This is a genomic window from Leyella stercorea, assembly GCF_019052365.1.
Lineage (GTDB): Bacteria > Bacteroidota > Bacteroidia > Bacteroidales > Bacteroidaceae > Prevotella.
This window is the reverse complement of record NZ_JAHQUY010000078.1, coordinates 1-12,541: the sequence shown is the minus strand read 5'-3', so window position 1 is coordinate 12,541 and position 12,541 is coordinate 1. Positions and strand designations below refer to the sequence as shown.

The following is a 12,541-nucleotide window of genomic DNA, read 5'->3' as shown; positions in this document are numbered from 1 at the left end:
GTTGAAACCCAAGCATATTTATATCTTGATGTCTCTAATGTCATTTGTCTCCATGGAGAATCAGGAGTGTTGTCTTTAACAATACTCTGTTAATAATCACATAATTGTTTGAAAATTAGCGAGTTGATTAACAAAATACAACTAAATAAATTTGACCAAGTGTCTGATTTTCAGTACTTTTATAGTTGATTCAAGACTTTAAAAGTATGATGATTTCAGAGCCACTTAGCCAATATGAGGAGATTCTCAAGGATGCAATCCGTACATCAATGAAAGAATCTGGTGCAAAGTTAGCAAAAACTTTCCAGACTCTGCCCATCGAGATACTGACTTTATATATGATTCTACCCAGAAAGATAAACTTCACACAGATGGCTCGCTACGGCAAGCACAGCGAGCAGACCTATCGTCAGAATTTCAACCGCAAGAAGAAAGACTGCATCGATTGGCTTCTGTTGAACCTGTCTCTTGCAAGGCGTGTGTTGGACATGGATGGCTTACTTGCCATTGCCATAGACCCATGCTATATCAGCAAGGCCGGGAAGAAGACTCCTCATATCGGACGGTTCTGGTCGGGATGTGCAGGGGCGGTGAAGCACGGACTTGAAATCAAGTGGCATATATGGGCTCAAATTTCCCCGATAGAGGAACTATGCGCTCTACTTCGTCTGCCAAATCAGCAAACTTCTGTGTGAGCATACACTCCATATTTGCTATCGTTATAGCATCTTGTTCTCTGTACATATTTTCTACTTTTCTATTTCACAATTCTATTTTCTCTACTTTCCGTCCTTGCTCATCAAGCATTACCTTTTCGTTCCATGCGAGGTGACAGAGGAAACGGTTGGGCGAAAGGGCTTCAATGCCCGTGTAAATGGCGGGTGTGAGAGGCTTACCGTCATCCGACATCAAACCACAATGATTGTCATCGGCAAAATATGCCCAGCAGCGCGACGGTTTTGTAATGGTCTCGCCATTCTTATCACGCACATCCGTATCGTAAGCCAACGTGCCGACATCTGTCATCACAAAGTCCTCTATCACTTTACCATCGAAGTCGTACTTTTTGCGCCAACCTTGGCTGTCTGTGGCGTAGATGCCAGTTTCGTCAAAGTCGATATTAGAATACCACATCTCCATGGTTCTACCCAGTATCTCAGTTAGCACACCTTCTTTGCCGTCTTGGGCGGTTATCACCCAATAGTGCTTTCCTGCGTGAAACTCATGGCGGATATTCTCGTAGCCATGTCCGTCAAGCATCCAACTGCCGTCCTTGTCGATAAGTCCCCAGTCATTTTCTTTCAAGGAGACAGCGCAATAGCCTTTATAGAACACATAGCCCCTATACACTGGCGGCGCAAACTGTTTGTCGCATATCTGATTGCCTTGGTGATCAATAAAGGACGCCACGTTGCCTTTCTGCACACAGGCCACATCGTCAGAGAATATCCAAGCATGATCATACTCGGCAGGTATCTGTATCTCGCAAGTAAAGCGATTGATGTAGCCACGCTTCTTGCCATCGCTGAATACCGCCAACGAATCGTCATCCTCAGAACGTATTATCCACGCTATCTTACCCTCGTGCATTTTCTTCCCTGTCGTATAATTGAACAGATAGGAGTCGTGCCATGTATAGTAGTTCTGCATATAAGAGATATTCTGGCTTAGTTGCCGCTCTGACAACTCCGACTTGCGATATATTCTCTCTTGAATATCCTCCTTTACAGCAGAATATCCAGCGTATGCCGCCACTGCGGCAAAGACTAATGCTACAATTGCTACACTGCCAGCGAAGATGCGTCGCACAACTTTACCATAGGTTGACTTGTCGTTATATCCAAACATACCAGCCACCCAGCAGACGACCTGCCAAATGCCTCTTCCCAATATGGTGAAGAACATCTTAAAACTTACTTTCCCTTTCATCTTCATTGTCTTTCAATCTTCGATCAATTCGTATGGCGTGTATTCTGGAAACCATCTGTCAAGCAGCGAGTCCGCTTTGCGCTCCATTTCTGGCGTGATATGGCGGCAAACCTTTTGGTAAGCCACAGTCAGTGACACCACTTCGTCCATCCACCCGATAATAGGCAACCGTTTGGCATCAATCAAGTCCACTGGTAGTACCAAGTAGGACAACGCTGAAAATATCAGCAATTTGTCCGACCGTGGCGTATCCTTGCTGACCATCACATACCATAACAATATCACAGGGCGTGTGGTGATGCGACCAGCCTTGCGACTCCAATCTGTTATTTTTGTCCAAAGTGCTTCAGTGTCGAAGTTGATTATCTTACTCATAATTTCCAATTTTTGTTTTACATGGATATAGAGTGTAGTTGTTGCGAATTTATATCACTAACACAAGATTTTATTTCTTCCACCCTTTCTGGAAACTCAATACATTGACTGACAATATTCAATGTCTTTCTTATCAAGGAACTTCTTTATCTCATCAAAAGACGACTGTCCATAGGGCGCGAATCGCTCTGCAATGCGCTTTGCCAGCGTCTTGCCATCACGGGCAGAGAACTTGCCAGCGAGTTTCTGTACAGCATTGCCTTCTATGGTGAGAAAGTATTCCAAGTCATCGTCACCATACTCTTCCTCCAAATCGTGCCCACTTATGTTTTTGCAAAACTGTACTCTGTGGAAACGGACATAGACCATTTCCACTTCAACACTCACACAGTCGTTGCAGGTTCTGTCAATATTTGGCCATTCTGCAATAGTTTCATTGAAGAACGAATGAGTACGATATTCTTTCTTGTATGATGTTATAGATGCCATGATATATTGTTGTTGTTTTCAATGATGTTTTCTTGTGCTTTTGTTCATAAAGACAAAAGCGACGGAGATTCCCCGCCGCTTTTATAGAGTCAATGTTGATTGGATTTCTATCAGTACTCAGTAATCTTTATTTCGTGCATTGTCCAGCTGATCGCAGATAGTCATTTCCCTTTGAGTTGTATGACTGCGCTGTTTGCAAATGCTCTTTCGCTTTGGCATGGTCACCTCTGTCTGCTGCTTTTGCGGCTTCATTTTCGTGCCATTTTGCATTTTCGAAATTGTTTTGAGCCTGTTTTTCATACCATGCTTTATCGTTGACAAAACCTTTTGCCTCGGCAATAGGCTGCTTAGTTGGGTCAAAGTCAGGGTCTATACGGCTTCGGTATTCTGCGATTAGTTCTTGCTTATCGGTCAAATGTTGATTCAAGCGTTCAATGCAGTTATCATAAGTTGGCTCTATGTTACGGCCGTGCATTTCCTGTGCCACTTGTTTGCCATACTCTATAAATTCTGCTCGTAACGCACCACAAGGATGCGTAGATCCTCCTTCAGTTGTACCTAATGAAGCCTCGAAGTTGTTTAGGTCGATACCTTTCATTCCTGCGTGAAGTCCAGCGAAGAAATCACATGCAAGTTCTTCCTCCCAAGCATCGTTATGAAAGCCTTGCAAAGTGCGGTGGGCGCATTCATGGGTGTATATGAGTGTAAGAGAGTCTTCACCCGATACACCTAACTCTTGTAGTTGTTCTCTGTTGAAGCCGAAAACATCGTCTTCGTAGGTCGTTGTGCCATTCGGCCACATACATGTTCTTTCAGCGTTAATCACTGGTACTTCTGGAATATCGAAGAAATCACATGCACGATGGACGGCATTTAATACCATTTCATCAGTAAACACTAATCCTTGATTTGGAGATATAGTATTATGTGGGCTTCCATTTATAACAGCGTCTCCATCTAAAGTGTTGAATTCATTTGTCATTGTCAAAAAAATTCTTTAATTTTTTTATGAAAATATTATTTTTATCCTCATCTATACAAACTTTTTGTTCTATAGGGATGAAATAGCCTTTAAATTTCTTGTTCTCTGTCAGAATAGGTTTATAGCCAAAATCTTCGCATAATTTTACAAGTTCACTATAAAAATCTCTTTTTGCATGAATGCTTTGAGAATGTCTTTGCACGTTTTGAAGTTGCTTATAGTGTTCTATTTGCCCTTTTATTCTTTGTTCGCTGACAGTTGTATATGTCAAGACTCCTTTTGACACATTCTCAGCTGCATTAAACTCTTCGTTGGAGCAGAAAGAAACACATTTACCATCTAATGTATCTTTAATTGCCAAAACGAAAACATTATCGTTTAATGTGTCCGAGAAAATGGGAATATCTCTATTTTGAACGATGCTTGAAAAATCAAGTTCATGAATACGTTTCATCTGTACATCAACGGCGTCATACCTATACGGAACATGACAATCTTTTTCTTCTTCAAGCCAATGCTCGTCATAGAGATACTTTTTATACGCACGAAGATAATAATCATCAGGCAAGTCAAGGAAATCTTTTTCTGCAACGTAATCTTTTCTTGAAATTACGGCACCGACAAATCCCCACGCGGATCGCCCCCCTTCTTCCTTGTCTAAACTTGTGTCTAATGATTTTTCAAGTTGGCAAATTTCCGTTACTTTGCCAATGATTATCCATTGTGTGGTACTTATGAAAACTTTATTTTCACGCTTTTCTATAACCTTTAAATTATTGCCCTTTATTATATCGTTATGCAGGTTACGTAAAACCTCGTCATCGACATTTGAAGGCGAGCAAAACACGGGATTTGGATAATCCACATATTTTGTGCGGCATATTAAAATAGGTGAAGCTAACATAATCAGAAATCTATTAAGAATTCTTTTTTATAATACTCAATAAGGTTGTATTCATTTCCATTCTTCCACAGCTTTTTTGATTCAGATAACGTTAACAATATAGCATTAGCCATTCTTTGCCACTCTCCAAGTTGTGGACGAATTTTGTCTATTTCAGCCTGCCATTCATCACGACGAGCTTTAGAACTAAAGAATTTTTTCTCATCTTTTTCTATCATTTGCTTCAATTCAGATATACGACTGAACTTGTTATCAAACCTATGTTTGAGGATGGAAAGCATAGATAGAGTTATAGGGTATTCGATGTTGGTGGGATCCAAATCTCCCATATATCCATTATCACTTAATCTGTCACCTAGCGTAACAATGGAGATGGATTTTATAGAATCGTTTGCATCTGCAAATAAAGCACTTAAACCTTTCTTTACGGATTCATTTACATCGAAAACAGACTTCTCGATAGCATCCGATTCACTGTTACCTAAAGCAATATAATTGTCAATTAGAGAATTGATGAGTATGTCACTTTTTGTTACGATTATGGGCACAGAACAAGGAATGTAGTTGTTGTTCTTCCCGATGAATTTATTGTATTTACCACAAATATCCATCAAAAGTTTCTTCTGCTTAAAAGAATCTTTCTCAAGTATTGCGTTGCACAATTTTTCTCCATCGAGGAAAATTACCCATGCGTCGGAAGAAGAAATGTCTTCTACAAAATCCTCAGCACCATCACCCTGTCCTTTAATGTATCCTCCAGGATAATCAACCCACGTGAAGTCTGCGATTTCCTTAAAACCATACTGTAATGAGAAATCGTATGGTTCACGATTTGCGCTTGGACTTGGGAATCGGTCATTACCCAAAGACTTGTTTTCAAGAAGCTCATACATACTTTGAAGCTCTGAATCTTGTGCGTCGTTTGCTGCTGACATAGTGAACCCTTCAACATAACCTTGTGCTATAAAATTGTACATTGCGTACAAGAAGCACGTTTTCCCAGAGGAAGTGTCACCGATTACTGTAATCTTACTCATTGTTAGAAATTGTATTTAATTTTTTTTGTCAGAAAAAAGTCCTTAAGCAAATCCACATCTTCTATGTATTTTTGCAAATGTTTCAAGGCTTCTATTACGTTATTGTAGTATTCAATTTGAGGCTGGACTTGATTATATTTCTCTTGTGCCAATTGCCGATAAGTCTTTTCATCAGAAAAAAAAGATACAATATCATCAAAGAAGCCTGAGTTGTCAACATAATTTTGGTACTTTTGAATCTCGTCAACCAGTTCAGCGTATTTATCATCGCAGTAGGTAGACATTGAGCCATGTAACATATATAAAATGGGTATTCCAACATTTATCATACCATTTGCTGTGCAACTCGTTGGAATCCATAAACTATATACATATTCACTGTTTTGAATGTTGCATATCAATGGTTTTAAGGGTGAAAGTAATGTGTCAATGTCATGGCGTTGGAAATCTGTAAGCAAATCAAATTTTGTTATGACGATAGCCACATAAAAGACCCTTTCTATAGATACAAGATTCTGAGATATAATATGAAGAATCCTGCGAACCTTCGTATCAATACTATTGTTATACAATTTTTCGGCATCAAAGAACAACATGATTCCACTTGATTCCTGCATATCTTCCTTTAGAACTTGCACCGATTCAATGTTCTTTTCATTTATAATTCCGCCATTAAAATCTTTCCATTCAAATCTATGGATGGGAGAGTCTTTATACAACAAATCAAAGAAATAAGTACTCCTTTTGGCTGTAGCCAATGGATACTCACCCCTCTTTAGATTTATAAATAAAGAGTCTAATTCGGACTTATCCGATTCATTTAAGGCTTTAATCTTAAAACCACTTACTCCATTCTTTGATAATACGCCATATGCACTTATCATGGATGTGGTCTTACCAGTCTCCTTGTTGCCTATCATAATGAAACTCGTAGTATCCATAAGTTATAAATTGTATTTTGGTTTTTGAGTTTTTTTATTTTGCTCTTTACTAACAATTATGGCATAGCCACTATTATATTTTTTGTCTTTATCTATTGAATTTGAGCTCAAGGCATTCTTGTTCTGAAGAATATCAATCAATGTATCAATATCATTTATTTTATCTTTCCAAATATCCTTTATTGACATCCAAAATGGAATATCTTTATTCGAAAACAAATCCAATTTTATAATGTCATCAAACCCCATATTTTCAATATTGCAAACACCTTGACATCTTCTTCTAAGAATTTTTATGCACATTTCCCGCTGGGATTCTTGTGGAAGAAACTTTATGAGTTCCATAAACTTTTCACCATATAGACTTAATAGGACGCTGCTTAACACTTTCTCATCTAACATACCATTAATATAGGTAGCGATAAGAGATCCGAGGTTTGATGATTGTACAATATCATTACTCTTTAATAATGTTGGTAAAATTGGTGTCATCTTTAAATAATGCCAATAATACAAATCTGCAAAGTAACTGATGAAAGCTTCAATCCTCGGGACGAGTTCGGAGAGGATGATGCGAATGTCATCATCAGAATATTTCATGCCTTCATACACAGGATTGCTTAACTCTGGGTCGAAGATACTGTTGTCATCAATATGCACATCTTGGGGATTTATTGATACTCCCCACCAAAAGAAGCGGAATGTCAGTTTTCCGTGTCTTACTTGTGGAGAGAGTACAAGAGTCGGAACATCCTTCATTAGTGCATGAAGATTGCGACATTCTGCGCCAATATCCGTAATATTATCTTTCCAAGCTCTCTGATAGAAGCGAATACCGCGATCAGACGCAACATTCCAATAGTTATAGCAAAATTCAGCGATAGATTCTTCCATATTGGGAAAAATGCTTTTGTTGAAATTGCTATCCATTGAAGTTGTCATTATGCAGTTTAAAGGCAGAACCTCGTTTCTGCTTTGCTCTAAATTTAACAAGCACTCGTTTTTAACAACATAAGGAGGAACCAGTAAAGGCCATTTGTCTAATGCTACTGAATATGCCTTCTCTAAAATAGCATTTGCATGGTTCGACTTTATCATTTCAATACGGTCACGCTGCAGTTCACCTTCTATCTCTCTTTGCAATGAGCACAATGCAGCGAACTCCTCACGAGCATTTTGGATGCCCTCACGTGCAACCTTCTCTTCATAAGCCTGCTGTTTTGCAGCAAGTTCTTTTGAATGCTTGTTGCCACGAATGCAATTGAATGCGGCAGAACCTACTTGAACTGCCAACGTGGCTAATAATACATCATCTACACCAAACATATTCAAACAGTTAAAAGTTTTGTGTCTCTCAGTGAATTTTCTATCTCGTGCATCTCGTTTGAGGTACACAACTTTGCGAACTTGGGATTGTGTATTTGCTGCGACAAATCTTTATAATGTTTGTCAAGCATAGCTTTAACAGCTGGCAGTTCCAAGGTTTTCTCATCCACCAATTTGTTGAATATAACAGGTGAATGATACTCGTAAAGCATATATGCGTCACGCGCCATACCAACCACAGCTTTAACAGCCGAAACCACATCTGGTATATGCTCTGTCGCTTTCATTCCGTCCATCTTTAAAATCTTGTTCTGCGTCATTGAGTGGAAGCCACGTAGGAAAGACCATGCAGCCATCTCAATTCCAAAAGTATCTCCAACTTGATATGGAAACACCAACAATGTAGGAATGCCTTGCATAATGTAATTGATGTCAATGGCTTCACACATCATACTTTGGCATGTGTTCTTCCAAGGACGACTCTCTATTACTGTATTAGGCAAATTCCTCAAACCGTCAGCTACATTCTCGCAAAATTCATCATAAGAAGAAATGGGTGAAGTTTTTACATAACTTGAAACATCTGTTTTCGCAATCAGTACACGAAGAGGAACTATTGAACTTTTGCCTAATATATCTTCTTGTTCTTTCAGCAAAGTATAAACTTGTGTTGTCAATGGCCAATACTTTTCAATGAAATCATTGAACTCAATTTGCTTTTGCCTTGACTCGTTAAACGCCACGGTTTGCTGAATAAGATACTGCTTGCTAAGTTCATAACTTTCACGACGGAAACGCAACTGTTCATCCAACCGCTCACGCTGAAACTCTTCGCGAAGCGATTGCATACGTTCCCGAAATTCCATGTTGTTGTCCATCAACTCACTTTGATGCTTTCGTCCTATTTCCCCAAAGGCACCTGATTGTATAGCGCAAGTGAAGAAAAATGGTGAGCATCCGTGCTGTTGTATAGTTTCTATTAATGTATTTAGCACTGGCATATTTTGTCTAAATTAAAGAATTGTCATTGTTTATGTTTAAATCATCATGTGGATTATCATTGTTGATATCTCCTTTTATTTTGAGAGAGTTCCCATTAGAAGAAAATCTATCATCACTCGAAGTAATGTCATCATTGTCTGATATAAAGTCATCACTTCCTGATACAAAATCGTCTGTAATGCCACAAAAAGCGGAGTCTGCTGCAAATGCAACCATTCCGATATTATCTATATTGGGAGTGATATCAATCTCGAAAGGGTTAAATGCACCTACCATAGGTACATCAGGCAAATCGATGCTTTCTGTGCTGTAGCCTAACAGATATGTGTCATCGGCAACATGTAGATTATCTACACTATCCACCAATTCACCAATCTCTGCATTATTTGCAATGCAACTATCCATAACTGCTGCATCCGCAGAGCCAAGTGTTCCTTCGCAATATGCTCCCAGCATCTCTTCCGAAACGGGAAGGTCTTGCATGTCGCTTATACGGTTTATCAGTTCGCTGTAGTCAATCATATCAAGCCCTCCTTTCTCAGCATTTCACAAAACTGCGCTTTCGCCCGCTTATGGACGTTGTAGTAAACGGCCATAGTTATGGCGAGCAGTGCTGCAACTTCTTCGTTTGTCTTTTCCTCAACGTAGCGTAACTGTATGAGACGGCAATATCGCTCACATGGCATCATTGAGAGTATCTTGTGCAAATCTTGCATATTCAGAGCTTTTACTTCTGACTGTAAAGAGTCGCACTCGAAAGCGAATCTATCACTTGGGGTGATATTATCTTCTGATAAGTCCCTCTTCTTCGTGAAAAGTTGGTGGCAGAAGTTTTCTGCAACTATCTTTAACCACATAGTGAGTGAACAGCGATAACCAAAGTCTTGCAATTTGCAGTGTCCTGTTTCCTTACGTGGGAAAAGGATATATACGTAAATCTCGTTTATGAACTCGAAGACGTTGTCGCAATCTGTGTAGTACTTGTTGTATATGGCAGAGAAGAGGGGGTAACACTGACGGTAGAGGAACTCCTTAGTTGTATAGGAGTCTCTCCTAAGAATAGCCGAGACAATCTGTTGCTCGGTTACTTCTTGACCGTGTATCAGCCACGTTTTGCTTGCCGTGTGTTTCATGCTGTTTTCGCGTCGGTTATTGATCGTTTATGATAAAGACAACTTCGACCTTTCTCCTTTGGAATAATGCCAGGTGTAAAAGGGATGTGAATACCACAAATGTATTTTGCCTGACGAGGCCGGAATAGCATCCTAATTGCAATATCATTTGTGATATAGCCTATAATACCTCCTAAGGCAGGAGCTAATATATATGATAGTTCAAAATTCATATTGTTATTTTTAATCTGTTTAATATAAGGAAACGATAGTGAGAATTCTTCTATCAATTCTTCGCTAAATATTATTCAAGTAAAGTCGATTTTTTCAAAAAAACACTCGGAACATATGCCGTTGCCACAGTCAGTAAACCATCTATCACAATTCCCACTCTCTGTTGTCCTTGGTAACGAGCGACGGTTCCAGTTACTCCTTTGAACTTTCCTTCGATAATCCTTACCACTTGTCCCTTTTGAAACTTATCTATCCTATCTGTAGATATGATAATTTCATCCGCATCGGCAGCACAGATGATTTTTAAACTATCCATCTGATAGTCAGGAACTATCATAGGAATCTTCTCTATTCTGCGACCAACGTGGACGTGTCGATAATAAAAACGAAGGAATGGGAGGTTTACGTTGTCGTAAACGAAAGATTTGAGTTGTTCTTCGGTACCGTAGGCAAAGAAGATGTTTGGTAAACGTGACTCGGTAACAACTTTGCGCTTACCTTTTATAAGTTTTACAGTGTCTGTTGTAGGATAGAAAGCAGTGATGCCTTTGGCTGTCATGTAGTCGTATGCCTTTTTCTCTCTACCGTATGTGGTACGTAAAGCATACCAATGAGGGATATCTTCCTCTTTTTGTGCTTTAGGCTTACTTGCTATATGGGCATTTCTGGTGGACACCCCTGTTTGTGAACTCTCAGCGGAAACAGTGCTTTGAGCTTCGGGGAGGGCGTTGGAGGTAAGTCCAGCGCAAGGAGGGTATTCACCACCTCCTGAGGTGTGTACATCTTCTGATGTCCATTCATCGACTTTCATATCGGTGTTAACTTATTCTAAGCAGAACCCAGTTAATAAATTGACACAAAAAAAGCGTGGAATCGTCCTGTTGCCCATCCCACACATCGAGGCTCTTGCATTGCCTATTTTGGTTGAACAGACAACGTTAGAGCCCACGCCGATATGAAAATCATTACCGCAAAGAGACCTATATAATACATTTGACTGTGCCCAAAAGGGTACAATCTATGCTTACAAGGTCTCCACGGGATTTTGATATAATCACACCCGGGACATCTATCGTTGCTAAGTTCAAGACCAAAATATCGATATGGTTGCAAGATTTCGATGTGTCTTAAACAGAGCGTCAGATAAACGCCTTATATGTCTGGACTGCTTTTCCCACCCAACACCCGCTTTTGTATAGATATGTCAGATAAGTGACTTCACTACACTCAGCACGGCGTAGGCTGCCGACTCGATTATCTTGTAAGAACACGTCTAACTGTGACAAAAACGGTCGAGCATATACAGTCCGAGTACAAAAGTACGGAATTTAATCGAGAAAACAGCAATAATGATTGAGAAAATCTATCATTTGACGTGAATTTAAGACTATTTAAGCCAATTCGCTTGAATATCTCGATTATTTTGTGTAAGAAAGCGCACCGTAATAGATGACAAACATTCTAAAATATGCAAACTGCGCTACAAATAGAAAGCAAAAAGCGCACAGAGTGATACAACCATTTGGTATTTCTTCTCTGTACGCTATTATATAATTAAGGTGTAATGCTTAACTGATACCTCTCGGCATCGTTCCATTCATCACGATAATCGTCGTTCGCCCCTGCTTTCCTGAAGTAGCTTGACATTCTTTGCGATTTCCTATCTTTTCAACAAGCCATCTTCTAAAAAGCAATGCTTGGTAGGTATCCACTTGCAATGCTATGGCGATAATAACGTCCAAACTATAGACATCGGCAGAATATCCATTGTCAAGTTTGATGTATTGCGAATGCTTAAAATCCTTTAGGACACCTTGCTTCCAAATTCGCTTGATTGTATTGTTCACTGTTGTGCCTGTCACATTCAACAGTTCTGCAATCTCCCAAGCGGTCATCCACACCTCGCCATGATGAGGAGCGTAGATAACCATGCTTTCCTGTATAGTTATCACTTGTCGTTTCATACTATTCCTTTTTTGTGTTCGTATTATCGCTGCAAATATTCCCGAATGTGAATTCCTCAATGTGATTGAGTTGTTGGGACAACTTTTCTACATCCTTGCTCAACTTTTCCTTGGTAATCTTGGCGTACACTTGCGTGGTCTTGATGTCTTTGTGACCAAGCATGGAACTTACTGTTTCTATTGGTACACCATTGGAGAGGCAAACCGAGGTTGCGAACGAGTGCCTTGATACATGCCAGGAAAGTG

Annotated in this window: 16 protein-coding genes; 1 reads left to right on the top strand and 15 read right to left on the bottom strand. The window is 39.6% G+C overall.

Annotation, left to right across the window (positions count from 1 at the left end; translation table 11 throughout):
• Positions 1-206: 206 nt before the first annotated feature.
• Positions 207-695, top strand: a complete 489-nt coding sequence (locus tag KTQ90_RS11310; protein WP_254359687.1) for a transposase — start codon at positions 207-209, stop codon at positions 693-695.
• A 67-nt stretch (positions 696-762) separates the two neighbouring features.
• Here KTQ90_RS11310 and KTQ90_RS11305 read toward each other — a convergent pair whose 3' ends face one another.
• The 15 genes from KTQ90_RS11305 to KTQ90_RS11235 form a co-directional block, all read right to left on the bottom strand.
• The gene (locus KTQ90_RS11305) at positions 763-1,929 is read right to left on the bottom strand and encodes a WG repeat-containing protein (RefSeq protein ID WP_217318526.1); all 1,167 of its coding nucleotides are present in this window, start codon (positions 1,927-1,929) and stop codon (positions 763-765) included.
• A 12-nt stretch (positions 1,930-1,941) separates the two neighbouring features.
• On the bottom strand, positions 1,942-2,304 hold the full coding sequence (locus tag KTQ90_RS11300) for a YkvA family protein (RefSeq protein WP_407936617.1): 363 nt from the start codon (positions 2,302-2,304) through the stop codon (positions 1,942-1,944).
• 96 nt (positions 2,305-2,400) lie between these two features.
• Entirely contained in the window at positions 2,401-2,793 is a 393-nt protein-coding gene (locus KTQ90_RS11295; protein WP_217318524.1) for a hypothetical protein, read from the bottom strand.
• Positions 2,794-2,920: 127 nt separating this feature from the next.
• A complete protein-coding gene (locus tag KTQ90_RS11290) occupies positions 2,921-3,775 on the bottom strand; it encodes a hypothetical protein (RefSeq protein WP_217318523.1) in 855 nt (284 codons plus the stop codon).
• Positions 3,765-4,679 (bottom strand): hypothetical protein, encoded by a 915-nt coding sequence (locus KTQ90_RS11285; RefSeq protein ID WP_217318522.1) that lies wholly within the window; start codon positions 4,677-4,679, stop codon positions 3,765-3,767. The genes KTQ90_RS11290 and KTQ90_RS11285 overlap by 11 nt, the downstream gene beginning before the upstream one ends.
• A gap of 2 nt (positions 4,680-4,681) precedes the next feature.
• Positions 4,682-5,716: a TRAFAC clade GTPase domain-containing protein gene (locus KTQ90_RS11280; protein ID WP_217318521.1), complete on the bottom strand. Its 1,035-nt coding sequence runs from the start codon at positions 5,714-5,716 to the stop codon at positions 4,682-4,684.
• Between the two features lie 2 nt (positions 5,717-5,718).
• On the bottom strand, positions 5,719-6,636 hold the full coding sequence (locus tag KTQ90_RS11275) for a hypothetical protein (RefSeq protein ID WP_217318520.1): 918 nt from the start codon (positions 6,634-6,636) through the stop codon (positions 5,719-5,721).
• Between the two features lie 24 nt (positions 6,637-6,660).
• Positions 6,661-7,983, bottom strand: a complete 1,323-nt coding sequence (locus KTQ90_RS11270; protein ID WP_217318519.1) for a hypothetical protein — start codon at positions 7,981-7,983, stop codon at positions 6,661-6,663.
• A gap of 2 nt (positions 7,984-7,985) precedes the next feature.
• Positions 7,986-8,861, bottom strand: coding sequence for a hypothetical protein (locus KTQ90_RS11265; protein WP_217318518.1), 876 nt, complete (start codon positions 8,859-8,861; stop codon positions 7,986-7,988).
• Positions 8,862-8,991: 130 nt separating this feature from the next.
• The gene (locus tag KTQ90_RS11260) at positions 8,992-9,507 is read right to left on the bottom strand and encodes a hypothetical protein (protein ID WP_217318517.1); all 516 of its coding nucleotides are present in this window, start codon (positions 9,505-9,507) and stop codon (positions 8,992-8,994) included.
• Positions 9,504-10,118, bottom strand: a complete 615-nt coding sequence (locus tag KTQ90_RS11255) for a sigma-70 family RNA polymerase sigma factor (protein WP_217318516.1) — start codon at positions 10,116-10,118, stop codon at positions 9,504-9,506. The genes KTQ90_RS11260 and KTQ90_RS11255 overlap by 4 nt, the downstream gene beginning before the upstream one ends.
• The gene (locus tag KTQ90_RS13965; protein ID WP_217318515.1) at positions 10,115-10,330 is read right to left on the bottom strand and encodes a DUF445 family protein; all 216 of its coding nucleotides are present in this window, start codon (positions 10,328-10,330) and stop codon (positions 10,115-10,117) included. The genes KTQ90_RS11255 and KTQ90_RS13965 overlap by 4 nt, the downstream gene beginning before the upstream one ends.
• A 71-nt stretch (positions 10,331-10,401) precedes the next feature.
• On the bottom strand, positions 10,402-11,142 hold the full coding sequence (locus KTQ90_RS11245) for a UpxY family transcription antiterminator (RefSeq protein WP_217318514.1): 741 nt from the start codon (positions 11,140-11,142) through the stop codon (positions 10,402-10,404).
• 757 nt (positions 11,143-11,899) lie between these two features.
• On the bottom strand, positions 11,900-12,295 hold the full coding sequence (locus KTQ90_RS11240; RefSeq protein ID WP_217318513.1) for a virulence RhuM family protein: 396 nt from the start codon (positions 12,293-12,295) through the stop codon (positions 11,900-11,902).
• A 1-nt stretch (position 12,296) separates the two neighbouring features.
• A partial coding sequence (locus KTQ90_RS11235; protein ID WP_217318512.1) for a tyrosine-type recombinase/integrase occupies positions 12,297-12,541 on the bottom strand: 245 nt, incomplete at its 5' end.